We start from the raw sequence: 25,755 nt of genomic DNA, 5'->3' as shown, positions 1-25,755 counted from the left end.
CACCGCCCCCACCCCAACCCTCCCCCAAGGGGGGAGGGGGCAAACCCGGCCTTGTTAACGCATGATCAAAACTCTCCATCGCTGGTTCGACGGCGACGTTGGCTACAGCTTTCGCACTTCGCCCGTCGCGATCGCGGCGGCCGTGGTGGCCTTCCTGTGCGTTTTTTGCGCGACCTTTGCGGGCTGGGTGGCGCCGCACAACCCGTTCGACCTGAGCACGCTGGTGCTCTCCGACGCGCGGCTGCCGCCGGCCTGGAATGTGCACGGCACGGCCAAGTACCTGCTCGGCACCGACGACCAGGGGCGCGACATTCTGTCGGTCCTGTTTTACGGGGCGCGCATTTCGCTGGTGGTGGGCGTGGTGTCGGTCATTTTGTCCATGCTGGTGGGGGTTTTCCTGGGCTTGCTGGCGGGCTTTCGCGGCGGCTGGGTCGATTCGCTGCTGATGCGGCTGTGCGACGTCATGCTGTCGTTCCCGGCGATCCTGATTGCGCTCCTGATTGCCGGCGTTGGGCGCGCGCTGTTCCCTGATGCCCACGAATCTGTGGCGTTTGGTGTGTTGATTCTGTCGATCTCGCTGAGCGGGTGGGTCCAGTACGCGCGCACGGTGCGCGGCTCCACGCTGGTCGAGCGGCACAAGGAATATGTGCAGGCGGCGCGCGTCACGGGGGTGGCGCCGCTGCGCATCATGACCAAACACGTGCTGCCCAATGTGATGGGGCCGGTGCTGGTGCTGGCCACCATCCAGGTCGCGACCGCCATCATCACCGAGGCCACGCTGTCGTTTTTGGGGGTCGGCGCACCGCCGACCTCGCCCTCGCTGGGCACCCTGATCCGCGTCGGCAACGACTACATGTTCTCGGGCGAGTGGTGGATCGCCGTGTTTCCAGGCGTGATGCTGGTGGTGATTGCGCTGTCCGTGAACCTGCTGGGGGACTGGCTGCGCGACGCCATGAACCCCCGTCTTAGATAACCGCATGAGTCTTTTGCAAGTCAAGAATCTGGTGGTCGAGTTTCCCGGCCGTCGCGGTACGCTGCGCGCGCTGGACGATATCTCGTTCGACATCGCGCCCGGCGAAATCCTGGGCGTGGTGGGCGAGTCGGGGGCCGGCAAGTCGCTCACCGGGGCCGCCATCATCGGCCTGCTGGAGCCGCCCGGGCGCGTGGCGAGCGGGCAGATCCTGCTCGAAGGCCAGCGTATCGACCACTTGGGCTACGAGCAGATGCGGCATATTCGCGGGCGCCGGATCGGGGCCATTTTCCAGGACCCGCTGACCTCGCTGAACCCGCTCTACACCATCGGGCGGCAACTGGTGGAAACCATCCAGACCCATTTGCCGGTGACGGAGAAGGAGGCCAAGGCGCGCGCCATTTCGCTGCTCGACGACACCGGCATCCCGGCCGCCGCACAGCGCATCGACCACTACCCGCACCAGTTCTCGGGCGGCATGCGCCAGCGCGTGGTGATTGCGCTGGCGCTGGCTGCCGAGCCGAAACTGATCGTGGCCGACGAGCCGACCACCGCGCTCGACGTGTCGATCCAGGCGCAGATCATCACACTGCTCAAAAGCATCTGCAAGGAACGCGGCGCCGCCGTGATGCTGATCACCCACGACATGGGTGTGATTGCCGAGACCTGCGACCGCGTGGCCGTGATGTATGCGGGGCGCATCGCCGAAATCGGCCCGGTGCACGAGGTGATCAACCGGCCGGCGCACCCGTACACCGCGGGACTGATGGCGGCGATCCCTGACATCACGCTGGACCGTGAACGGCTGAACCAGATCGACGGCGCCATGCCGCGCCTGAACGCGATTCCGCGCGGCTGCGCCTTCAACCCGCGCTGCCCGCAAACCTTTGACCGCTGCACGCAGGAACGCCCTGATTTGATGAATGCCGGTGCCACGCGCGCGGCTTGCTGGCTGCACGATGCCCGCGCGGGAGTGCCTGCATGAGTGAGATGACCGTGCAAGGTGCGGACTCCTTCCCCGTTTGGGGGAAGGCAGGGATGGGGGTTACGGAGCATGACGTGGCGGCTGGCGCCGGCCCCCACCCCAGCCCTCCCCCAGCGGGGGAGGGAGCAGGCCAGCCGCTGGTGCAGGCCTACGACCTGGCGAAGACCTTCGACGTGTCCCCACCCTGGCTGAACCGCGTGCTCGAGCGCAAGCCGCGCCAGCTGCTGCGCGCCGTCGACGGTGTGAGCTTCGAGATCGAGAAGGGCAAGACGCTGGCGCTGGTCGGCGAGTCGGGCTGCGGCAAGAGCACCGTGGCGCGATTGCTGGTGGGGCTGTACGAGCCCACGCGCGGCGGCTTGACGTTTGACGGCCAGGATGCGCACGCGGCGTTCAAGACGCCCGCGGGGCGGCAGCTGCGCCGGCGCGTGCAGATGATCTTCCAGGACCCGTACGCCAGCCTGAATCCGCGCTGGCTGGTGGAAGACATTGTGGGCGAGCCGCTCAAGGAGCATGGCCTGATCACCAATGCGGCCGAGCTGAAGGCGCGCGTCGGCGCACTGCTGCAGTCGGTCGGCCTGTCGCCGCTCGACATGGTGAAGTACCCGCACCAGTTCTCGGGCGGGCAGCGCCAGCGCATCTCGATCGCGCGCGCGCTCGCCACCGAGCCCGAATTTCTGGTCTGTGACGAGCCGACCTCGGCGCTGGATGTGAGCGTGCAGGCGCAGGTCCTCAACATCATGAAGGACCTGCAGCGCACGCGCGGCCTGACCTATTTGTTCATCTCGCACAACCTCGCGGTGGTGCGCCATGTGAGCGACCAGGTCGGCGTGATGTACCTGGGCCGGCTGGTGGAGCTGGCCGACAAGCAGACGCTGTTCGCGACTCCAAGGCATCCCTACACGCGCATGCTGCTCGATGCGATCCCGAAGATGCACGACACCGGCCGCGCCCGCACGCCGGTGCAGGGCGAGGTGCCGAACCCCCTGAACCCGCCCACGGGCTGCACCTTCCACCCGCGCTGCCCGCACGTGAATGATCGCTGCCGGGCCGAGCGGCCCGCGCTGCTGGAGATCAAAGGCGTGAAGATTGCCTGCCACGCGGTGGAAGAGGGCCGCATCTAGTAGCTATCGTATCGATAGCGAATTGCGTAGATGTGGAGCCGACTACGGCCGTATTTCTTGCAGATTCCAGATCTGGAAATAGCCCGCGCCGTCCGCGCTGCAGCGTGAGTTGAATCCCGAAAATTGACGACATGACGGCCGGGCTGCGCCCGCCCGGCGTCGCCGCAGCAGCTTTGCGTGCGCTGCCGCCCTTGAGCCGTCAATGAAGGCACAACGTCATATGTCCCATGTTCCGATTCATTGATGGATATCAATTCTGACGACGAAACATTGCCGAAGACCACCGTAGACTTAAGTTGTGAGGGCAACTAGAGAGGTGATGACATGAAGCAGAGGACTATCGATCTGACGATCTCGGTGCTGGCTAGTGTGGCCGCATTCCTGTTGTCCTGGCCGTTTTGGCGCGACTTTGAATACTGGCCAGAGTCGCATGTCGCATGGTTGATCTATTTCGTGCTCGGCTTCGTGCTCGCCGTCTACGTGTTCTACGTTTTCATTGGCAGCCTGCATATTCTTTTTCTGCATGACACGCAGGGCGCCCCTGCTGACAAAGGGGATGCGTCATGAGCTGCGGAGTGGGCGGCAGCAGCTGCGAGACGCCACGGCGGCGCGGGGCGCTCGTCATGCTGGCAGCCATGACTGCGATCTTCATCGTCCTGTCGATTTTTTCGTTTCTGAAATCACGTGGCCAGACGACGCCCGACACGATCACCTATGGCAAGTACACCGCCGATCAAGGCAAGCGGGTGTTTCAGGCCTACAACTGCATGGGCTGCCACACCATGGTTGGCAACGGCGCCTATTTGGGGCCGGACCTTACCGAGGAATACAAGCACGCCGGGCCCGCATATCTGGCCGCGTTCCTGTCCTCGGCCGGCGGATGGCCGACGGCCGCCGCGGTACGCGCGCAGTTGCAGGATCCCAGCCAGGTGGCCGACACTGGTATTGACTCGATCGACGCGTATCTCAAGAAATTTCCCGGCGCAGCGGTACGGATTGAGCGCCGCGGCGGTGGTACGACCATGATGCCGAACCTGCCGTTCAGCAAGGACGAGATCGGCCAGCTGATTGCCTATCTCAAATACACCTCCGCCATGAATACCGAAGGCTGGCCGCCCAAGGTTGAAGTTGAAGGGCTCGACAAGCGCCTGCAGCTTGCACATGGTGTGGCCGCAACGACTCAGACGCTCGCCGTTGCTGCGTCACCGGCGCCTGCCAGCGCGGCGCCCGACCCTGTGGCACTTGGCGCGCAACTCGTCAAGGACAACGGCTGCATTGCGTGTCACGCGACGGACAAAAAGCGATTGGTCGGCCCGGGTTGGGGAGGCTTGTACCAGTCGAAGGTCGGCCTCGCCGACGGCAGCACGGTCACCGCCGATGATGCCTACCTGGCCGAATCGATCCGTGACCCCAACGCCAAGATCGTGGCAGGTTATCCGGCGAGCGTCATGCCCGTCTACAAGACCCTGCTCAAGGACGATGAAGTCAACGCCATCGTGGCCTACCTCCACACCCTGGGGAAGCAGTGATGCAGATTCAATACCAAACCCAGCGCCTTAGCCTGCGCTTTTTCATGCTGATGCTGGTGCTGTTCGTCATCCAGGTCATTGACGGCATGATCCTCGCGACGCAGCAGATCGACCCGACGGTGCTCTCCGGCGTGATGAACTTCAACGTCGTCCGCGCCGAGCATCTCAACTTGGGAATCATGTGGATCCTGTGCGGTTTCATTGGCGCAATCCTGTTTGTCGGGCCGTTGCTGTCCAAACGCGAGATGGTGTCGCCGTGGCTGATCAAGTTCCTGTTCTACGCGCTGATCGTCGTCGTGGTGTGGAACTTCTTCACGCAGTTTCTGGCGGAACGCGGTATTGCCGGCTGGTGGCTGGGGCAGCCATGGCTGCAGCAGGGGCTGGAGTATCTGGAGGCCGGGCGAATTGCCGGCATCGTGATTCTTGTTGGCTTTGCCATCCTCGCGTATGTCGTGTTGCGCACATTCCCGCCGATACGCGAATGGAACGAGGTCCACTGGGGGCTCGGTCTGGGTGTCGCCGCGTTGATGGCGGTATGGGTCTTCGGCTTGTTCTACGTGGAGCGGTTGGACCTGCAGGAATATTTCCGCTGGTTCGTGGTGCACTACTGGGTCGAGGGTGTGTGGGAGGTCATTCACATCACGCTGGTCGGTTTTCTTTTGGTGCTGATGTTCAAGGCGGACATCAAGTCGGTGGGCTTTGCGGTGTTCTGGGGTATCACGCTGGTGTGGCTGTCGGGCCTGATCGGCAACGCGCATCACTACTTCTGGATCGGCACGCCGGAGTTCTGGCAGTTCTGGGGATCGCTGTTCAGCGCACTCGAGCCGTTGCCACTGGTGTTCTGCTTCTGGCACATCTATCTGGATGCACACGCCAACAAACGTCCGCTGGAAAATGCCCCCGCGTTCTATTTCATCCTTGGCTCGATGGTGCTGGAACTGATCGGGGCCGGCATCCTCGGTTTCAGCATGACGTTTGCGCTCACCAACGTGTGGTCGCATGGCACCTGGGTTACGGCGGGACACGCCCATCTGGCACTGTTCGGCACGTTTGGCATGCTGGGTATCGCCGCGGCCTATTACGCCGTGCCGATCCTGCGCAAGGTGCCCAACTACGACCAGCGCCTGGGCAAGCTCGGCTTCTGGCTGGTCTTCATCGGCGTGCTGGGCATGGCGTTCGCCTTCGATATCGGTGGCACGGTGCAGATCTACATCTATCGCACCCTCGGGCTGCACTGGTTCGGGGGTGACGTCACGCACGCGATGGGTGTCTACAAACTGATGCTGCCGCTGTTTGGTCTGGTGTTGACCGCGGGTGCCGTCGTCCTGGGTTACGACCTGCTGACCCTCGGGCAACGGCTGCGCGCTCCGGCGAGCGCCAATCCGCGCGAGGCGGCGCACGGCGACTTCGCGGTTGCGCGCCCGGCCGTTGGCTGGAGCCGGCCGTTGAGCGGCTTCGAAGCGGGCATCTGGCTGATGATGATGTGGGTGTTTGGCGCGATCATCACGCTGGGCCTGCTCAGCTTCAATATGCCGCGGGTGCGCGTGGACGGCGATCCCACGCTGCCGTATCTACTGGCCGGCGTGGGTTATCCGGGGCTGCTGCTGGTGACTCTGCTGTTCGTGTGGCGCTTCCTCGCCTCGATGGAAGCGCGCGCGTCGACATCCCCAATAGAGACCGGCGGGGGCGTTTCCGTGGCCGGCATCCCCGCGCCGACGCGGACCTGAAAACAAGATGTTGCTCCGAAGTGGTCTGGGCACTTCATACGGATGTACTTGCAGGGCATGTGGTCATGACTCGCACGAGGCTTGATACTAATGTGCGTTCAATGATATAGAAGTTATCCATTTGAACCCGGTAAGGCTCTGCATTCGTGAGGGGTCCAATTCGAGGGAGAGCAGTCCGGCGCTGAGCGCCTTGTCGGCGGCATCGAGGTTGGCGAAGACGGTGTTGCCCACGCAGTCCTCACGCAGCGCCTCCCAGATGTGTTCTGCCGGATTGATCTCCGGACTCCAGGGCGGCAGCAAGACCAGACGCATGTTCTGGGGCACCTGCAGGTCTTGCGCGATGTGCCAGCCCGCCTGGTCCATCACCATGACAATGAATTCATTGGGGTGGCGCTGCGCCACGGTGCACAGGAACAGCGACATGGTGTGCGCGTTGACCCACGGCAGGATCAGGCTGTCCATCACACCGTCGTGCGGACTGACCGCGGCAAAGGCGTAGCTGAATTTGCGCACAAGCCGTGCGCCCACCACGGGCCGCACCCCAACGGGAGCCCAGCAGCGCTTGGGCTTGCCCAAGTCCTCAAAGTCTGGTCATGATCATGATAGCTAATTCATTGAACGCAAATTGGTATGAGTCTGATCAAGGTCCCGTATTTCGGTATTGGTAGCCTTCGGATTTCATGCAGGCATCAAGCTTTTCTCTCTCTTGTTCTTGTGACGCGAGAATCGTCTTTGTTGTTGCGCCTGTTGGCGCGTTGCCCGAATATTGCCCATTACTCATCCCCCCACACCGCACCCAATCTTGCCGCCAGCGCTCCACGCTCATGCCCGGCTTGACCCAGTACTGGCCGTAGGCTTTGGGGTGCGCCAGTTTTTCGTAAGCCGCGCGGTCACAGTAGGCAACTGGAGTTTGTGGTCCACAAATTCTCCCGTTGCCAATCGTGCAGGCTGTGAGCAATAGTCCGAGACTGATCGCTGTGCATGGTTTGATCAAAACCTTCATCTTGCCGCTCCCAAGAAAATACTGATGGCCTTCCACATTTCCGGCGACAAAAACTCTGCCATTGCAAAAGGCGAAGAGACCACAATTGCACCCGTTGCGCTCCATGTGTCTTGAGTTTTCTGCGTTGGATTGTCGCGATTTCTTGTTGCATTTCCCTGCCCGTCATACAAGCCGGAGAGCTTCCCGCCAATCATGTCGTGTGTCCCGGAGAATGCCTCGACGAGCTTGTCTTGCCAACTGCCTGCTGCATACGGCACGCCAAACAGCGTGCCTTGGGCGCCCTGAATGCCGCCTGTCGGGCCGACCATTCTTTGGCCTTCCGGAGATTGGAGGTATGCCGCTAAAGATGCTCCATTGGCGCCAGATGGATCGAACACAACTTGGCCTTGCTCGTTGAGTTTTAACTGGGTTTTTCCTTGCGCGTCAACGATGGGGGTACCGTCCGCATTTTTCTGTATCACGCATCGCTCATTCGCAACCCCGCACAGAAAATCCAAATCCACACGCGTGCCGCCTATCTTCAGGCCATCGCCCCGCACGCCTGCGCTCGGCCCGGAGACGTTGCTCAATACCGTCGTGCCATCGGTCACGCCCGCAAACTTCTTCGAGTCTTCAATCATGAGCTGGCGCATCTGTTCCGCTGCCGCCGAGAGGCCCTCTTTGGTCAGGGCCGCACCACCAAAGCCTGTGATTGCGCCAACAAGCACATTCATCACCCGCTCTTGTTTGTTCACATCGTTGATTTGGGTTTGTATCGCCTGTTTTTCTTCTTCAGTGCCTGCATTCTTGAGTTGATCCTGCAAACCTTTTCTTTGGCCTTGAGCGTAGTCATTGATCGCCTTGCCTGCCTGCAACCCGAAGGTCTGCGTGATCTGCACTTGCGCGTTGATGTCTTTTTGCACCTTGTCAGGGTCAAAGATTTTCTGGATACCGCTATCAGCGTCACCCGTGCGAGCACCCATGTTGCCGGCGATGCCGCTGATGCCCGCCTGGGTGATGCTGGCCGCATTGCCGCTGTCTTTGCCGACGCCGGCACCGGTGCCTTGCGGGGCGAGTTTACCGTCCACGCTGACGCCGCTGCCCAGGTTGACGCCGACGCTGCTGCCGTCGTAGCGGGCGGTGTTCAGGATATCGCTGGTGGTCAGGGTGCCGCCTGTTGCGAAGCTGTTCCGTCCATCATTGACCGCCTTGTCGGTGCTCGCGATCACGCCGCCCTTGAGATCGGTATTACCCTTGACATTGACATCGAAGCCGCCATCGCCGGCCTTGATGCCTGACTGCTCCGTCACACTGGCAAAGTCGCTGTCGACCCTGCTCTTGTTGAAGCTCAGGCTGCCCGACGCGCCCGCACCTACCGTGATGCTGCCGCCTATCGACTGATTTTTGCTGGCGTATCGGCTGCTCTCCTGCAGGCTCTCGATACTGAGGTTGCCACCGACATCGGCGATGACCTGCTGGCCGCTGGCGACGGCGCCCTTGAGCGTGGTGTCGCCGCCCGAGTTCAAGCTCAGCTGGTGGCCGGCCGCGACATGGGTGTTGGTCCAGCCCACATCGCTGCCATCGGCGTTGCCGCGCCCCTTGCTGGCGCTGGCGGTGACGCCGAAGCCATTGGTGCCAAAGCTCACTCCGAGGGAGCCCGAACTGCTGGTGTTGCTGCTGTCCTGGCTGGCGGTGTTCTGAGCGGCCAGCAGGGCGATAGCGTTGTTGGCATTCAAGCTGACGTTGTAGCCGGCTCGGATGTCGCCACCCTGCACGGTGAGGTTGCTGTCCAGGCCGGCTCCACTCGCCGTCAGGTTGACGTTGCCACCTGCGGAGATGGTCGATCCCTGGGCGCTGCTGGCGCTGCTGCTGGAGTTGCTTTGGCTTTTGGAGCCGCCTACGCTGATGCTGACATTGATGCCACCGGCCTTGTCCGCGGCACTGTGCTCGGTGGCGGCGCTGGGGTTGTTTCCGGTGCTGCTCTGGCCGGCCTGGAGGGCGTTATAGACATCCCTGGTAGCAAAGGCGCCATTGGCCACTGCCAGCGCCTGCATGCGTCCATTGCCGGTGTTGCCTGCCGCCTGCATCATTTGCTGGCCCGTTTGCAGGGCGCTGAGCACCGGACTGGTCAGCGCTACCGACAGGCCACTTTGCTTGAATTTTTGCTCAGCTTGCATGGCCTCGGTGTTCTGCACTTCGGTGATGGCAATGTTCTTCGCCAACACGTTGATGTCGCCGCCCGGTGCCAGCAGATCACTGCCTTTCTGCTGGTACTGATTGCCGGCGATGATGGTCACATCGCCATTGATCGCGCCTACGGTACTGGCCGTGTGGCCGATCGCCTGGTTCTTGCCGTCCATGCTCTGCTCGCGCGTGCCGATGGTGAAGCCGATACCGCCCGAGCCCAGCAGGCCGGACTTCTTCTGCGCGACCAGATGCTGTTCTTCACTGGTGTTGCCGGCGGCCTCGATGCTGATGTTGTTTTGGGCGAGCAGCGTCGTGGCGGTGTCGCTGACCACGCTGGAGCCCGACACCGCAAGGTCGCGTCCGGCCAAAGCCGTCACGGTGCTGCCGCTGAAGCTGCTGCCCACGCTGTCCGTGCGCTTGACCTGGTCCAGCGTGGTGTCGGTGCGGCTGGACAGGAAGCCCCGACTCGTGTGCTGATGGGCTTCATCGACGCTCTGGCTGCTCTGGCCGGCGCTGATGTTGAGGTCGCGCCCGGCGCTGGCGAACACTGCCCCGGCAGCTTCGACGTTGGCGGCACGGGCATTCAGTTCATTGCCAGCGGCCAGGCGCACCGTGCCGGCGCTCTGGATCTGGCTGCCCACTTCGGTGCTGGCGCCGTCGCTGCGGCGATTTTTGGCATCCCAGACGATCTGGTTGGCGCTGGATGTCGTGACGGTACCCAGGTTCAGGTTGTTGCCGGCAACGACGGTGGCGCCGCCGCCCTGGTCACTGCTGGCGATCACGCCGGCGATGATGTTGGCATCGCGGCCGGCGCTGGCCATCAGCGTGCCGTTTGGGCCTGTGACATACAGGCTGGCTACCCGGTCGATGCTGGTGCGGCTGAAACTGTTGCCGCCCACGGCACTGTCGGCGCTGCGCGTCGTGGTCACCACGTTCAGGTCGCGCCCGGCCGTGGCGCTCAGAGCGCTGGCGGCCTGGATCGTGCCGCCGATATTGTTCAGGTCCTGGCGCGCCGAGACGGAGACGGCGTCGCCCTGGATGCGCCCGCCCAGGTTCTGGATATTCTCTGCGGCGAGGTTGACGACTTGCCGGCCTGCGATGGTGCCGCTGTTGGTCAAATCACCCGAGAGGTTGAGGTTGATCTCACGCCCGGCCAGCAGCGCCCCGCTGGAGGCGAGGTCGCCGTCCTGTACGCGCGCGTAGACCTGTGGCACCAGGGCTGTCGTGATCTTGCCGTCCGGCAGCGTGACCTGCTGCTCGACCAGCCAGACGATGTCACTGGTGAGTTGCGCCATCTGTTCGGCTGTCAGGGCCACACCGGGACGCAGCTGCCATTGGCCGGCGTAAGTGATGCCGGCCTGCATCAAGGCCTGATATTGCTGTTCGTCGCTGCTGTAGTTGCCCAGGAAGCGCTGTCCTGTGAGTTGGGCCACCTGTTCGCGTACCAGGCGCTGCTCGTAAAAGCCGTCGCCCAGGCGCTTCTGGGTGATGGCAGGGTCAATGTTCAAGGCCTTCAGCAGGTAATCCGAACTGAGCCACTGGCGGTAGCTGGCAAAGCGCGGGTCGGTCTCCACCAGGTAGCTGCCCGCCGGGTTGGCGTTGACGTGGAACAGGCTGGTGCTGGGGATGCTGGTATTGACTTGCATGGCCCGCACGACCAGCGTACCGCCGCTGCTGGGGGCCACGTTGCCCACGCTGGCGTTGGCCTGAATGATGCTGCCGCCGCGCACCGCAGCGTTGACCGCGCCGGCGGCGCCGGTGGTGGCGTTGACACTGCCAAGAGCCGTGCCGGTCAGCGTGGTGCCGCTGCCCACGGAGGCGGTAAAGGCGTCGTACCGTGTAGGACTGAGCGTGATGCCCTCGAGGATAGTGGGCGGCCCATAGGGCGAATCGTCGGCGCCTTGTCCATCGGGGCCGCTGCGGAAGATGACGTAATAGTGCGTCGCCACCCCGTTGTCCTGGGTTTGCCGCGTACCCGGCACCGTGGTGTTTTCCAGGTTTGCGGCAGACACATTCAGCGCCGCGCCCGCGATGATGTGGCTCTTGTCGTTCTGCAGGCTTTGGGTGTTCAGCGTCATGCTGCCGCCCGCCAGCAGTTTTCCCGGATCGCTGGTGGCTTGTGCCGTTTCGGTGACGGTTCTGACATAGCTAAACCGGTTGAAGTCATAGGCGTCGCCTTCCGGGCTGATGAGGTGGATGTTTTCATCGGGGTAGTACAACCGGACCTGATTCTCGGCGTAGTGATTGGGTGAGCCGGTGGGGCTGTATTCGACGATCGACTGGCTCGAGACGAGCCTTTGCTCGGTGCTGAAATGGTTGTTGGTGTTGTTCACCTGCGCCGCGTTGATGGCAAGGTTGCCCAGCGCCTCGATGGTGGCCGAGGCGTTGTTGACGGCCACCGCCTGGCCGCTGGCCAGCCGGTTCGCGTCGAGGCTGCTGCCGATGGCCATGTTGCCGGCGCTGAAGATCAGCGCGCCTTCGCGGTTATTCACCGTTCCCGCGCCGATGTCCAGGCGCTGGCGCGCGGCGATCGTCGCGGCGCCGCCGCCTTCCACGTCGTTGTTGACCGTGCTGGCCACCATGCTCAGGTGGTCGCCGTAGATGCGGCCGGTACCCAGGTTGTTCAGCGTTGCGGCGTTGAGCTGCGTGTCCTGGCCATCAATCAGGCCGCGGTTGGTCAGGCTGCTCGTGGCCGTGAGCTGGGTGCTGGCGCCGGTGATTTCGCCGCTGGCGGCGTTGTCGATACTGGAGGCGGACACGCGCAGTGTGGCCCCCGCCTGCAGCTTGCCGCTGTTGGTCAGATTGCCGGTGGTGCCGAGGCTGACGTTGTGGTTGGCGGTGACCTCGCCGCTGTTGTTGAAATCGGTGGTCAACGCGATGGCGAGGTCGCCCCTGGACAGAACCTTGCCGTCGCCGGTGAGGCCTGCGGCATCGACGCTGGCGCCTTGCCCGGCAATGACGGTGCCGCCCGTGTTGCTGATGACCAGGGTCTTGGCGGCAGCGCTGTCGTGCACCGCCAGGGTGTTGCCCGCGCTGATGAGGCCGGCGCTGTTGTTGAGGCCGCCCGAGCTGGTCAGTGCAGCATTGCTGTCGGCGCGAATGGCGCCGCTGTCGTTGGCGATTGAATCCGCCGCGATGGCAACATAGTTACCTTCGATGCCCTGATTGGCGCCGCCGGTGTCGTTGTTGCGCACGGCGCCGGCGCTCAGCGTGGTGGTGCCGGCGCTGCGAATCAGGCTGGCGCTGTTGTCGATGGACCCCGTGCCCGCATGCAGGCTCACATCGCCCAGGGCCTGGACCTCGCCGCCCCGGTTGTCGAAGCCGGTACCCGATATCGCGATGCTGGATTCACCGACGACTTGGCCGCCCGCAGAGTTGCTGGCGTGGGCCGTGGCGGCGCTCAAGGCACCCCTGGCGCCGATGAAACCGGCCGTATTTTCGAGGTCGCCCGTGGCCAGTGTCAGCGTGCTTTGGCTGGTGATGCCGCCGGCGCCGCTGGCGTGGCTCGCAGCATGAGTATTGGCCAGGGTTGCGCCGTTGGTGTCGATGGCCAATGCGCCAGCTGCCTTAATCAGTCCGCCATCGTTGTCCAACGCGCCGGTTTGCAGGGCGGCGCTGCCGCCGGCCGCGACGGTGCCCAGGTGGTTGCTCAGGCCCGCAGTGTTTAGCGTCACGTCTTGCGCGGCTTGCAGCATGCCGCTGCTGTTGACGGTGGCGCCTCCGGTGGCAACGCTCAGGTTGTTCTGAACGGAGGCCACGGTGCCCTGGGTGTTGTTCAGGCTGGTAGCGGCGAGGTTGACGGCGCCGTTGGCGGCGACCAGGCCCTGGACGTTGCCAATGGCGGCGTCGGCCGATGCGCCCAGACTGCCGCCCGCCGTTATTTGGCCCTGGTTGTTGTTCAACGAAGCTGCGTGCAAGCTGACGTTGCCGCCCGCGGCGATGTGGCCACCGGCGCTGTTGTCCAGGGTGGCCGTGGTCGTGATGTCAAGGTTGGCTGCGCCGGTGGCCTGAACACTGCCGCCCTGGTTGAGCAGGCTTTGCGCGCTGAGCATGGTATCGCCATTGCTCGCGACCTTGCCGCCCATGTTGTCCAGCGTACCCATGACGCTGATGCGTGCTGCCTGCGTGCCGGTCTGGGTGATTTCGCCGCCGTGGTTGCTCAAATCGATGGCGGCGATGGCGACTTGTTGGGCCAGCGTACTGGCACCGTCGTGGTTGACGCTGCCCGCGGCGAGCAGGAGTGCGCCGTTGCTGGTGATCTGGCCGCGCTGGTCGTTCAACGTGCCAGCCTGGATGGCCAGCGTCCCCGTACCTGCATGTTCGATGCTGCCGTCGGTGTTGGTCAGGGTCTGGGCGGCCAGTGCCAGGTTCTGGCTGTTGGTGGCGATACGGCCCGCGGTGTTGTTCAAGTCGCCGGCCAGGCGAAGGGCGGTGTCGCCATTGCCAGTCTGCACGATCTCGCCGCCGACGTTGGACGCATCACGCGCCGAGAAGGTGAGTTGGCCCGCCGAGACGCTGGCGCCATCAGTGCGCAGGGTTTGCGCCGCGTTCGCGTTGAATGTGCCCTGGATGCCGACGCTGGCGCGGCTGGCGTTCACATCACCGCCGCGGGCGGTCAGGTTGAAATTCTGCGCGGCGACTTTGCCATCGGCCAGGCTGACCCGGGTTCCCGACACGCTGGCGTTGCCGGCGGCCAGCGTCTGGCCGTGCAGGGAGGCGGCATCGGCCGCCATGACCGACAGGTCGCCGCCTGACGCCAGGGTGTCGTCCGCGTTCAGGCCGGCGGCCACTACCGAGCCGGTACCCGCGTTGATGTACGAGCCGGCCTGCAGGCTGGTGTGGCCCAGCGCGGCGATCAGGCCCGTGGTGTCGATGCTGCCCTGGCTGGTCAGGCCGGTGTTGCCGCTGCCATAGACGGTGCCGCTGTTGCTGATGGCACCGGAGGTGTTGATCTGGGCATGGCCCGCCGCCTGGATGCTGCCACTGTTGCTCAGCCAGCCGTTGCCTTGCACGACGACATCGCCAGCGGTGGCGCCAATGACGCCGGCGTTGCGCACGCCCACGCCGGCCTCTGTCCCGATCAGGGTGATCTTGCCGGCATACATGCCACCCAATGCCGAGGCATCCAGTGCAAACGCCGGCGCAATGCCGGTGCCTGCAATCGGCGTGGCACTGATCTGGCCGGCATCGACCCGGTTGGCGCCGGTGGTGACCTTGAGTTCCTTGGCCCAGATGCCGGCGTTGACCTGCACGGCGCGCGCCAGGATGGCGGTGTAGTCCGCCGTGCTGGCGTCAAGGCCCAAGCCGCCCACGCTGACGTTGCCATCCTGTACTCGATAGCCGTCCAGGTTGCCGCCGTTCATCACCGGCGTGCCGGTGGTGAGCGTGACGCGGCTGGCGTTGATGAAGCCGCCGCCGTCGATGTTGATGCCCGCCGGGTTGGCGATGATGACTTCGGCGCGCTGGCCGGCCACCTCGACATAGCCGCGCAACTGGCTGGGGTTGCTGGAGTTGACCTCGTTCAGGATGACGCGGGCGCCGCCCGCGGCCAGCCACGGGTTGCCTTGCACCCAGCCGCCGGTCTGGGTCTGCACGTTGCTGCGGCTGTTGTTGAGGATGGCGCCCGGCTGGTTCACGTCGAACTGGCGGTAGGTGTTGCGGCTCACCCCGGCGGCGCTGGGAGTCTGGATGTTGACGACTGGCACGCCATTGGGGGCAGTCAGCACGGTGGGCTGCTGGGTGCGCGAGGCGCCGGGGTCGGCCACGATCTGCGCCTGGGCTGGCGGCTGCATCCAGAGTACCAGCCCCAGGGCTGCGTAGATTGCAAAGCTCGCCGGGCGCAGCGTGACGACCAGGCTGCCCGAAAACCTGCTCGCGGCGCCGCCGAGGGTTTGTCCGGCGGCGTTTTTCCCTTGTGACGCGGCGGTCTCCGCCACGGCCATGCGCTGGCCGCGCCCGGCGTTGAAGATGATGCGGTAGCAGTTTTTGTTCATATTGATCCCGGGTGGTTTCAGGTAATTTCACAAGCGAAGGCGGGGTCGGTTCAAAAGCTGAGGTTCAGGTTGAATCCGGCTACGCTGCCGGTGGTATGCAAGCCCGCGGGTTTGCGCACTGGCGCGCCGATGAACAGGTCGTACTGCAGATTCCGGATGCCGCCGCGCAGACCCAGCACGGCACCGGTCAGGCTTCGGCCCACCAGCCAGGCGCTGCTCGGGCCACTGACCTGACCATGGTCCAGCCCGACGTAGAACTCCTGCCCGCCGTCGCCCCAGGGAGCGCCGATTTCATTGCGGATCAGCCAGCCGCGCTCGCCGGAGAGAACCTGCTCGCCATCGAAGCCGCGCACGCTGTAGCGCCCGCCGATGGCAAAGCGGTCCTGCGGCGTCAGCGGCGTGCGGTCGAACTGGGCGCGCCAGTTGGCGCTGTAGCGCCAGCGCCGATCCGCGAGCTTGAATGGCAGGTTCAGGCCGGCATCGGCGCTGACCAATGCGAAGCGCGAACTGCCTTCGCCAAAGGCTTCCTCCGGGGCCTGCAGCGAGCCAAAGGCGCCGGTGCCGCGCTTGTAGGCCAGGTTGCCCTCCAGCACGGCAGCTCCGATGAACTCCTTGTGGCCGATGCCCAGTTCCCAGCCGCCCACCACGCGGCGCTGCACCTGCACCTCGGTGTCGTCGATGAAGTTGTTCGACCGGCGCTGGAACGCCTTGATGCTGGCCGTGGTTTTGCGGCTCGCGTCGCGATAGAGCAGGCGCGAGAGCTTGAGCTCGGCGTTGCGGCTGGTGCCGCTGAAGATGTAGTCCTGGCTGGCCCCGGCCACGGTCTGGAAGTAGCGGTTGCTGCTGACGGTGGCGCCCAGCAACCAGTAGCCGAGCGGCACGGAGTAATGCACCGTGCCTCCCTGGGTGCCGCGCGGGCCGGCGTCGCTGCCACCCAGGTTGCGGTCCAGGTCATGGTTCAGGCTGACATAGAACAGGTCGTTCAGCGTCCACCAGTTGTCATAGGACAGGGTGATGCCGCCCTGGTACTTGCCGGTGCCGCGAGTGCCGCTGTCGTCGGCAGACAGGGCCAACCTGAACGGCACGCCCTGCCGGTAGCTGATGAGCAGATCGCTCTCGCCGGGCCGCGCAGCGTCGCCCGTGGCCGGCGCGATCTGGATGTCGGCCTCGGCGCTGGGCACGCGCTTGAAGTTTTCCAGCGCCTGCTCGATATCGCGCAGGTTGAGGAGGTCGCCGGCTTGGGCCGGCACGGCATTCCACGCGGTGCCGCGGGGATCGACCGGTTCCACAAAGCGGATGGCATGGATGCGCCCCGGGATCAGGGTCAGGACCAGGCGGCCCGTGCTCAGGTCCTGCGGCTCGGCCAGCACCCGGCTGGTGACATAGCCTTTGGCGACCAGTGCATTCTGGGCACGTTCAAGTACCAGCTTGACGCCTCTGGCGCCGAGGCATTTGCCCCGTGGGGCGTCGTTGCCTTGCGGACCGGCCAACGCACCGGGCAACCAGCCGAAGTGGTCCGATGCATCGCCTCGCAGTTCAATCTGGTGGATGGTGAAGCAGGGCGCCTCCGATGCAGGCAGGCGTTGCGGCGGCGCCGCTGCCGGTACGGGCAAACGCACGTCGGGCGTGCGCTCCTGCTGATCGCGTAACTGGGTCTCGCGCTCCTGGGCACGGCGCTGCTCCGCGGCGTCGCGCTTGGCGTTCGTGGGACCCTGCGCCCATCCCAAGGTCCCGACGAATAAAAGGGTGCAACCCATCAGGATGGCTGCGATGAATGAATGTGCGTATGCGCCCGCCCGCGTCCTCGCCTGCATTGCGTTGTTTCCCCCCTGTCGCTGGCGAATCGATGTCGCCGTACGTTAATACGTTTTGTTACGCAGTTTAACGAACCCGCGACATAAAGGGCGCAGCGCTCCCGTCTGCATCGACACAGAGGGTCGATTTGTGTCAACTTCGTGAAATAGTTGGCAAGATAGCGCGTCACGCTATCGCCGTTTTCGCAGCGGATAAGAAACAACCGCCTGCAGGTGCTTGGCCCTCGCTGAGTTTGACCAAGGATCAACCCCGGCTGCCTCCCAGTGGCAGAAGATCGGACATGTGTGCTATCAAGTTGATAGCGGGTTGCGAATACTCCATATGGGCTGCAGCCCGATTTTCCTGTAAATCTCAGGTGTAGCGCTTGCTGCGCAGGTTGTCCTTCATGCCCTGCAGCAGCGGCTGCAGCTTGTCGCCGCCGATGCGCAGGGCCACGCAGGTCGCCAGCACGTCGATGATCATCAGGTGCAGCAGCCGCGACACCATGGGGCTGTAGCGGTCGTAGCCTTCCGGGTGGTCGGCCGCCAGGTGGATGTGCCCGGCCTGCTGGGTGATGCTGGCCAGCGGCGAGCCGCTGGCGGTGATCACGATGGTCATGGCGCCGTTTTTGCGCGCGATGTCGCAGGCGTCCATCAGGTCGCGCGTGCGCCCCGAGTTCGAGATCACCACCACGCAGTCGCCCGGGCCCAGGAGCGAGGCGCTCATGACCTGCATGTGGCCGTCGCTGTAGGCAATCGCGCTCACGCCCAGCCGGAAAAACTTGTGCTGCGCGTCCTGCGCCACGATGCCGGAATTGCCGACGCCGAAGAACTCGATGCGCTTGCCGCTCTGGCAGGTGTGGGCCAGGGCATCAACGGCCTTTTCAATGGCCACGCTGCTGGCATCGTTGCGGTACTTGAGGAACGCCGCCACCGTGTTGTCGATCACCTTGACCAGCACGTCGCCGGTCTTGTCGTCCACATCCACGCTGCGGTGGATGAAGGGCACGCCCTCGCTCACGCTGCCGGCCAGCTTGAGCTTGAAGTCGGACAGCCCGTCGTAGCCCATGCTGCGGCAAAAGCGGATCACCGTGGGCTTGCTCACATGCGAGCGGTCGGCCAGCTCGCTCACCGGCAGGTTGGCAAAGGCGCGCGGGTCGGCCAGCACCAGCTTGCCCACGCGCTGCTCGGCCGGCGCCAGCGAGGACAGGGAGGCCTTGATGCGATCCAGCATGCTCAACCCCTCTTTTCTTCCTGGCGCGACTCGCGCGGTATGAACCCGGAGTGCTCCAGGCCAGGAACACCGCGGAACCGGCTCCGCCGGGCCGCTGGTGTTGCCCCCTGCAAGGGGGGTGGCGCAGCGACACGCAGTGCGCGCAGCCTGGGGGTGTTCAACACTCCTCACTCCAGCAATAGCCGTCGCGCGCAATCATGGCGCTGGCGGCGCTCGGTCCCCAGGTGCCGGCGGCGTAGGGCCGCGGGCCCTGCGCGTCGGTCTGCCAGAAGTCCAGGATCGGCTCGACCCAGCGCCAGGCTTCCTCCTGCTCGTCGCTGCGCACGAACAGGTTGAGGCGCCCGTCGATCACGTCGAGCAGCAGGCGCTCGTAGGCGCCCACGCGCTCCGCGCCGAAGCGCGTGTCGAAGTCGAGGTCGAGCTGCACGGGCGCCAGCGATTGCGCCGACGCTCGTGTGTTCTGGCGGTGGTCCTGGCCTTGCGCGAGCAGGTGCAACTCCAGGCCATCCTTGGGCTGCAGGTTGATCACGAGACGGTTCGCCGCGCCCAGCGGCGCCTTGAAAATCGCGTGCGGCGTGGGCCGGAAGTTCACCTCGATGTGCGCATCGCGCGAGGCCAGCCGCTTGCCGGTGCGAATGTAGAACGGCACGCCGGCCCAGCGCCAGTTGGCGATCTCGGTGCGCAGCGCGACGAAGGTCTCGGTGCGGCTCTCATGGCTGACGCCCGCCTCGTCGCGGTAGCCGGGCACCGCCACGCCGCCCATGTTGCCGGCCGCGTACTGGCCGCGCACCACGTGCTGCGACAGGGTCTGCGGCGTCCAGGGCGCGAGCGAGCGCAGCACCTTGAGCTTTTCGTCGCGGATGGCATCGGCGTGCGCGTTGATGGGCGGCTCCATGCCGATGGCGCACAGCAGCTGCAGCGCGTGGTTCTGCACCATGTCGCGCAGCGTGCCGGTCGTCTCGTAAAAGGCGCCGCGCTTTTCGACGCCCAGGTCTTCGGCGATCGTGATCTGGATGTTGGCAATCGTTTCGCGCCGCCACAGCGGCTCGAACAGCGCGTTGCCAAAGCGCAGCGCAAACAGGTTCTGCACCGACGGCTTGCCCAGGTAGTGGTCGATGCGAAACACCTGGCGCTCGTTAAAGGCGCTGAGCACCGTGCGGTTGATGGCGCGGTTCGACGCCAGGTCATGGCCCAGCGGCTTTTCCAGCACGATCCGGGTGTTCGGCCAGTTCAGGCCGGCCGCGGCAATCTGCTCGCAAGTCGTGGCGAACAGCGCGGGCGCGGTGGCGACATACATCACCACGGTGTCGGCCTCGCGCTCGCCCAGGCGTTCGGCCAGGCGCGCGTAGTCCCCGGGCCTGGACAGGTCCATGCGCACGAACTGGAGCAGGTCGGCAAAGCGCGCAAACTCCTCGGCGTTCGGGCGTTTGGCGCCTTCCACGCTGTCGAAACGGGTCTGGATCAGGGTGCGGTACTGCGCATCGGTCAGATCGTCGCGTGCGACGCCGATGATGCGGCCGCCCTCGGGCAGCGTGCCGTGGCGAAAGGCCTGGAACAGCGCGGGCATCAGCTTGCGCCAGGCCAGGTCGCCAGTGCCGCCAAACAGGACAAGATCAAAGGACATTTTTTGAGGAGTTACATAAAAACGAATTTGTAATGTAACTTTATTTCAAAGATAATTCAACGATGAATCAACTCGATGCCCTCAAACAGTTCACCACCGTGGTCGCCGACTCCGGTGATTTCCGTCAGCTCGACGCCTTCAAGCCGCGCGATGCGACCACCAATCCGTCGCTGATTCTGAAGGCGGTGCAAAAGGCCGAGTACCGCTCGCTGCTGACCGACACGGTCACCCAATTCCGCGGCCGTGCGCTGGACGAAATCGTGGACCGGCTGCTGGTGCGCTTTGGTGCCGAGATCCTGGCCATCATTCCGGGGCGCGTGTCCACCGAGGTCGACGCCCGGCTGAGCTTTGACACGAACGCCAGCGTCACGCGGGCCGAGCGCATCGTCGAGCTGTACCAGGCCGAAGGCATTCACATCGACCGCGTGCTGATCAAGGTGGCCGCCACCTGGGAAGGCATCGCGGCCGCAGAGCAACTGGAGCGGCGCGGCATTCACACCAACCTCACGCTGCTGTTCTCGTTCTGCCAGGCGGTGGCCTGCGGCCAGGCCAGGGTGCAACTGATCTCGCCGTTTGTCGGCCGCATCTACGACTGGTACAAGAAATCCGCCGGGGCCGGCTGGGACGAGGCTGCCAACGCGGGCGCCAACGACCCTGGCGTCAAGTCGGTGCGGCAGATCTACAACCACTACAAGCACTTCGGCATCGCGACAGAGATCATGGGCGCGAGCTTTCGCAACGTGGGCCAGATCGTGGCGCTGGCCGGCTGCGACCTGCTGACCATCAGCCCCGAACTGCTGGCGCAGCTCGCCGCCAGCAAGGCCCCCCTGGAGCGCGCGCTGGACCCGCAGGCGGCGAAGGCGCTGGACCTGCCGGCCGTGAATTTCGACGAGGCGGGTTTTCGCTATGCGCTCAACGAAGACGCCATGGCCACCGACAAGCTGGCCGAGGGCATCCGCGCGTTCGCGGCCGATGCGGTGAAGTTAGAGCAACTCATCCTGGCGGCCTGAGCATGGCGGTGCCGGCGCGTCCACGTGGTGACCAGACTGCCGCCTGGTGGGCGTTGCAGGATGTGTATCGGTCCAGCGGCCGCGACTTCGATCTGCGCGACGCCTTTGCGGCCGACCCTCAAAGATTTACGACTTTCAGCCAGAGTGCGCCGCACGTCTTCGCCGACCTGTCGAAGAACCTGATCGACGCCGCCACGCAGGCGCTGCTGTTCGAGTTGGCGCGCCAGTGCGGCGTCGAGGCGCACCGCGATGCGATGTTCGCGGGCGAGAAGATCAACAGCACCGAGCAGCGCGCCGTGCTGCACTATTTGTTGAGAAAACAGGCTCCAGCCCATACTGGTTATGGACAATTAGCTATCAATAGTGAAGCAAACTGGTTGGCGCACGAACTCGCGCAGGTGCATGCCACGCTGGATGCGATGCTGGCCTACGCGCAGGCGGTACGAGGCGACGACGCCATCACCGACGTGGTCAACATCGGCATTGGCGGCTCCGACCTCGGGCCGCAGATGGCGGTGCTCGCGCTCGATGAATTCACGATACCGGGCAAGCGCTTTCACTTTGTCTCGAATGTGGATGGCCATGAACTGGCCGCGGTGCTCAAACACCTGCAGCCTTACAGCACGCTGTTCCTGGTCGCCTCCAAGACCTTCACCACGGCGGAGACCATGACCAATGCGCAGTCGGCTAGGTGCTGGTTCGAGCGCCAAGGCGGTACCGACATCGCGCGCCACTTTGCGGCGCTCACCACCAACGTGGCGGCGGCCCGCGAGTTTGGCATCACGACCACCTTCGGTTTCTGGGACTGGGTGGGCGGGCGCTATTCCCTGTGGTCGGCCATCGGTTTGCCGATTGCCATTGCCATTGGCGACGCCGGGTTTCGCGATTTTCTCGCGGGCGCGCATGCGATGGACGAGCACTTCCGCACGGCGCCGCTGCACCAGAACCTGCCGCTGCGCCTGGGCCTGCTCGACGTCTGGTACCGCAACTTCCTGGGCTTCACCAGCCGCAGCATCGCGCCTTATCACAGCGCGCTCAAGCACCTGCCGGCCTATTTGCAGCAGCTCGAGATGGAGAGCAACGGCAAGCGGGTCGACCTGCAGGGCCAGGCGCTGCCGTTCGGCACCTCGCCGGTGGTGTGGGGCGAGCCCGGCACCAATGGTCAGCACGCGTATTTCCAGATGCTGCACCAGGGCACTGACGTGGTGCCGGTCGAGTTTGTTGCGGTCAGGAAACCGATGCACGACCTGGCCGGCCATCACCAGCGGCTGCTGGCCAACGCCCTGGCGCAGGCGCAGGCGCTGATGCTGGGCCAAATGGACGCGGGCGGGCATCGCCACTTTCCCGGCAACCGCCCCAGCACCTTCCTGCTGTTAGAGGAGCTGACGCCGGCGAGTCTGGGCGCGCTGCTCGCGCTGCAGGAGCATCGCGTATTTGTTAGCGGCTCGGTCTGGGGCATCAACAGCTTCGACCAGTGGGGCGTCGAGCTCGGCAAGGTGCTGGCTCGGGACATCGAGCCGCGGCTGCAGTCGGGGGACAGCACGGGGCTGGACGGCTCCACGGCCGGCCTGCTTCAAAAGCTATTGAGCTTTCCATAACGACGTTTCGTCGTCCCCGTGAGTTTCGTCATTCCCGCCTGCGCGGGAATGACGAAACCTTGCGATTTCGTTTTTTGAATGTCAGAACGCCGCGGGCCGCCATTTGAGCAGGCGTTTTTCCAGCCGCGTCAGGATGAAGTCGGCCACCAGCGCGACCGCCGCGAGCACGATCATCGCGGCGAACACGCCACTGGCGTTGAACGCACCCTGCGCGGTGGAGATCAGCAGGCCCATGCCCTGCTTGGCACCGAGGAATTCGCCCACCACGGCACCCACCAGGGCAAAGCCGAAGCTCACATGCAGGCTCGCCAGAATCCACGACATCGCCGACGGAATCACCACCGAGGTGGTGAGCTGGCGCTTGGACGCGCCGAGGATGCGCGCGTTCGCGATCAGGTACTTGTCGGCCTCGCGCACGCCCTGGAAGGCGTTGCCGAACACGACGAAGAACACCATCACCACGGCCAGCGCCACCTTGGAGGCCATGCCCAGCCCGAGCGCGATGACGAACACCGAGCCGAGCACCACGCGCGGGATCGAGTTGGCGATCTGGATGTACAGGCTGAACACGTCGGCCAGCAGCTTGTTGCGGCCCAGCAGGATGCCGCAGATGATGCCGCCGATGCCGCCGATCAGGAAACCGATCACGGTCTCCTCCAGCGTCACGGCCACCTGCACCCACAGCGGGCCCTGCGAGGTGCCGTCGCGAATCCATTCGACGATCTGCGCCCAGATCAGCGAGGGCTGGGAGTAAAAGAAGGGGTCGATCCACTTCAGGTTGGCGCTCAGCTCCCAGCCGCCCAGCACCAGCACCAGCACCGCGATGCGCAGGCCGATGATCACGAAGCGGTGCCGGCGGATGGCCGCTTGCGCGACCACGGATTCGCGCGCCAGCGCCTCGTCGCTGAGGGAGGCGGGCAGGGCCTGGTGGCCCGGACTCATGGCAGATGTGGCAATGGCATTCATGAGAAGCCTTTCTTAAAATAATGCGCCGTGCTTCGCCGGTATCCCGCGCGTCACACCGGCAAGCGAAGCGAAGCCCGTTCGTGGGCTACCGCGGAACCGGCTTTGCCGGGCCGCTGGTAGCGCCCCCTTGAGGGGGGAGGCGGCTACACGAAGTGAGCAAGCAACGGGGGTGTATCAATGAATTACGACTTCTTCGCGCAAGTCGGCCCAGATGTGTTTGGAGAGCTCGATGAAGTGCGGGTCGTAGCGCACCTCGGACATGACGCGCGGGCGCGGCAGGTCGATCTCGTACACGCGCTTGAGCGTGGCCGGGCGCGCCGACAGCACAAACACGCGGTCGGCCAGCGCGATGGCTTCCTCCAGGTCGTGCGTGACGAACACCACCGAGCCGCCCGTGCCCGACCACAGCTGCAGCAACTCGTCCTGCATCAGCGTGCGGGTCTGCATGTCGAGCGCCGAAAAGGGCTCGTCCATCAGCAGGATCTCGGGGCTGTTGATGAAGGTCTGCGCCAGCGCCACGCGCTTGCGCATGCCGCCCGAGAGCTGGTGCGGGTAATGGTTGCCGAACGTGTCCAGGCCCACGCGTGCAATCCAGTCCGCGGCCAGCTCGTGAGCCTGTTTCTTCGGCATGCCGCGAAACAGCGGACCGGCCGCCACGTTGTCCGCCACGCTGCGCCACGGGAACACCGCGTCGGCCTGGAACACGAAGCCGATGCGCGGGTCGATGCCCTGCACCGGCTGGCCCATGACGGCCACCTCGCCCACGGTGGGGCGCAACAGGCCGGTGATCATGTTCAGCGTGGTCGACTTGCCGCAGCCGGTGGGGCCGACGATGGCGACAAATTCGCCGCGCGCCACCGACATGGTGAAGTTGCGCAATGCCACCGTGGCGTTGCCGTCCGCGGAGATGAAGCGCAGCGAGACATCGCGGAAGTCGATCGCCGGGGTGTTTCCGGCGCTGGCCGGCAGGTCGTTTTTCATGATTACTTGGGAGCTGCCAGATAGGCATTGGTGTAGGTCTTGGACAGGTCGATGTTCTTGCTCTTGACCAGCGGCTTGTAGGTGGCGAGCACCTTGAGCACCGTTTCCGGGCCGCCGGCCGGCATGCGCGCGTCGCTGGTGAACATCGGCAGCGAGGATTTCAGCGCCTGCACGTACAGCGCCTTGTCGCTGCCGTAGTAGTCGCGCGGCACCAGTTCGGCAATCTGCTCCGCCGTGTGCGTGTGGATATAGGCCATGGTGCGCGCGAAGGCCTGCGCCAGCCTGGAGGCCTGCTCCTTGTGCGCTTCGGCCCAGGTGTTTTGCACGTACAGGCTGGCCGCCGGGTACAGGCCGCCCAGCGCCGCCTTGGTGCCCTCTTCGGTGCGCAGGTCCACCAGCACCTGGGCGTCGCCGGTCTTGAGCATCTGCGACACGGTGGGCTCGGTCGTCATGCCGGCCTGGATGCGGTCCTGCTTGATGGCGGCGATGAAGGAGTTGCCCGCGCCCACCGGCAAGAGCGAATAATCCTTCGAGGCGACGCCCTGGCGGTCCGCCAGGTAGCGGGTCAGGAAATCGGTGGACGAGCCCAGTCCGGTCACGCCCAGCGTCTTGCCCTTGGCGTCGGCCATCGACTTGAAGGTGGGCGCTGCCTTGGTCGAGACCAGTTCCACCTCACCGGGCACCTTGCAGAACACCGCGATCGCCTGGACTTCCTTGCCCTTGCTCTGCAGGTCGATGGTGTGGTCGTAAAAGCCCACCACGCCCTGCACCGCGCCGGCGATCAGCTGGTTTTCGGCGTCTACGCCGGCGGGCTGCGACTGCAGCTCCACGTTCAGGCCGGCGTCCTTGAAGTAGCCCAGCGCCTCGGTCAGCTTGGCCGGCAGGTAGATGATCTTGTTGATGCCGCCCACCATGATGGTGATGGGCGCATCGGCGGCCTGGGCGAGGGGAGCGGCGGCGGCCAGGGCCGTGCAAAGGGCGGCGGTGAGCAGGGTACGGCGTGAAGGACGCATGGTGTGTAATCTCCTGAGTGATGAACAAGGACTGCGAGCACT

The 25,755-nt window shown here is 64.7% G+C and carries 17 protein-coding genes; 8 read left to right on the top strand and 9 right to left on the bottom strand.

All coding sequences use genetic code 11. From position 1 onward, the window contains the following. Positions 1 to 61 precede the first annotated feature (61 nt). From B0E49_RS15945 to B0E49_RS15920, 6 genes are all read left to right on the top strand, one after another. Entirely contained in the window at positions 62 to 973 is a 912-nt protein-coding gene (locus tag B0E49_RS15945) for an ABC transporter permease (RefSeq protein WP_077563240.1), read from the top strand. Positions 974 to 977: 4 nt separating this feature from the next. After that, positions 978 to 1,955 carry an ABC transporter ATP-binding protein gene (locus B0E49_RS15940; RefSeq protein WP_077563238.1) on the top strand — a complete coding sequence of 326 codons (978 nt, stop codon included), beginning with the start codon at positions 978 to 980 and terminating at the stop codon, positions 1,953 to 1,955. Continuing rightward, positions 1,952 to 3,076: an ABC transporter ATP-binding protein gene (locus B0E49_RS15935; RefSeq protein ID WP_286138057.1), complete on the top strand. Its 1,125-nt coding sequence runs from the start codon at positions 1,952 to 1,954 to the stop codon at positions 3,074 to 3,076. Before B0E49_RS15940 ends, B0E49_RS15935 begins: the two co-directional genes overlap by 4 nt. A 324-nt stretch (positions 3,077 to 3,400) precedes the next feature. Beyond that, positions 3,401 to 3,643, top strand: coding sequence for a hypothetical protein (locus B0E49_RS15930; protein ID WP_077563236.1), 243 nt, complete (start codon positions 3,401 to 3,403; stop codon positions 3,641 to 3,643). Continuing rightward, entirely contained in the window at positions 3,640 to 4,605 is a 966-nt protein-coding gene (locus B0E49_RS15925; protein ID WP_077563234.1) for a c-type cytochrome, read from the top strand. Before B0E49_RS15930 ends, B0E49_RS15925 begins: the two co-directional genes overlap by 4 nt. After that, positions 4,605 to 6,332: a cbb3-type cytochrome c oxidase subunit I gene (locus B0E49_RS15920; protein ID WP_077563232.1), complete on the top strand. Its 1,728-nt coding sequence runs from the start codon at positions 4,605 to 4,607 to the stop codon at positions 6,330 to 6,332. The genes B0E49_RS15925 and B0E49_RS15920 overlap by 1 nt, the downstream gene beginning before the upstream one ends. Positions 6,333 to 6,419: 87 nt before the next feature. On the opposite strand, the gene B0E49_RS20935 is transcribed toward B0E49_RS15920, so the two are convergent. From B0E49_RS20935 to zwf, 6 genes are all read right to left on the bottom strand, one after another. Beyond that, positions 6,420 to 6,908, bottom strand: coding sequence for a transposase (locus B0E49_RS20935; RefSeq protein ID WP_077563231.1), 489 nt, complete (start codon positions 6,906 to 6,908; stop codon positions 6,420 to 6,422). A 64-nt stretch (positions 6,909 to 6,972) separates the two neighbouring features. Beyond that, positions 6,973 to 7,335 (bottom strand): hypothetical protein, encoded by a 363-nt coding sequence (locus tag B0E49_RS20320; RefSeq protein ID WP_144264593.1) that lies wholly within the window; start codon positions 7,333 to 7,335, stop codon positions 6,973 to 6,975. After that, a complete protein-coding gene (locus B0E49_RS20315) occupies positions 7,332 to 15,494 on the bottom strand; it encodes a two-partner secretion domain-containing protein (RefSeq protein ID WP_144264592.1) in 8,163 nt (2,720 codons plus the stop codon). Before B0E49_RS20315 ends, B0E49_RS20320 begins: the two co-directional genes overlap by 4 nt. 50 nt (positions 15,495 to 15,544) lie before the next feature. Further along, entirely contained in the window at positions 15,545 to 17,251 is a 1,707-nt protein-coding gene (locus B0E49_RS15875) for a ShlB/FhaC/HecB family hemolysin secretion/activation protein (RefSeq protein WP_144264591.1), read from the bottom strand. A gap of 409 nt (positions 17,252 to 17,660) precedes the next feature. Further along, positions 17,661 to 18,521: a MurR/RpiR family transcriptional regulator gene (locus B0E49_RS15870; protein WP_077563227.1), complete on the bottom strand. Its 861-nt coding sequence runs from the start codon at positions 18,519 to 18,521 to the stop codon at positions 17,661 to 17,663. A gap of 157 nt (positions 18,522 to 18,678) precedes the next feature. Further along, positions 18,679 to 20,145, bottom strand: coding sequence for a glucose-6-phosphate dehydrogenase (zwf, locus tag B0E49_RS15865; protein WP_077563225.1), 1,467 nt, complete (start codon positions 20,143 to 20,145; stop codon positions 18,679 to 18,681). Between the two features lie 62 nt (positions 20,146 to 20,207). Between zwf and tal the strand changes: the two genes are divergently transcribed. Together tal and pgi are read left to right on the top strand one after the other, a co-directional pair. After that, complete coding sequence (gene tal / locus B0E49_RS15860) at positions 20,208 to 21,155, top strand: transaldolase (RefSeq protein WP_077563223.1); 948 nt, start codon at positions 20,208 to 20,210, stop codon at positions 21,153 to 21,155. Positions 21,156 to 21,157: 2 nt separating this feature from the next. Then, positions 21,158 to 22,753: a glucose-6-phosphate isomerase gene (pgi, locus tag B0E49_RS15855; RefSeq protein ID WP_077563221.1), complete on the top strand. Its 1,596-nt coding sequence runs from the start codon at positions 21,158 to 21,160 to the stop codon at positions 22,751 to 22,753. An 81-nt stretch (positions 22,754 to 22,834) separates the two neighbouring features. Here pgi and B0E49_RS15850 read toward each other — a convergent pair whose 3' ends face one another. From B0E49_RS15850 to B0E49_RS15840, 3 genes are all read right to left on the bottom strand, one after another. Further along, positions 22,835 to 23,695, bottom strand: a complete 861-nt coding sequence (locus B0E49_RS15850) for an ABC transporter permease (RefSeq protein ID WP_077563219.1) — start codon at positions 23,693 to 23,695, stop codon at positions 22,835 to 22,837. A gap of 198 nt (positions 23,696 to 23,893) precedes the next feature. After that, on the bottom strand, positions 23,894 to 24,700 hold the full coding sequence (locus tag B0E49_RS15845; RefSeq protein WP_077563217.1) for an ABC transporter ATP-binding protein: 807 nt from the start codon (positions 24,698 to 24,700) through the stop codon (positions 23,894 to 23,896). A 2-nt stretch (positions 24,701 to 24,702) separates the two neighbouring features. Then, positions 24,703 to 25,713 carry an ABC transporter substrate-binding protein gene (locus B0E49_RS15840; protein ID WP_077563215.1) on the bottom strand — a complete coding sequence of 337 codons (1,011 nt, stop codon included), beginning with the start codon at positions 25,711 to 25,713 and terminating at the stop codon, positions 24,703 to 24,705. Positions 25,714 to 25,755: the final 42 nt, after the last annotated feature.

Origin of the sequence: Polaromonas sp. C04 (assembly GCF_002002705.1) — a bacterium.
Classification (GTDB): domain Bacteria; phylum Pseudomonadota; class Gammaproteobacteria; order Burkholderiales; family Burkholderiaceae_C; genus Rhodoferax_A.
This window is presented reverse-complemented; position numbering and strand designations above follow the sequence as displayed.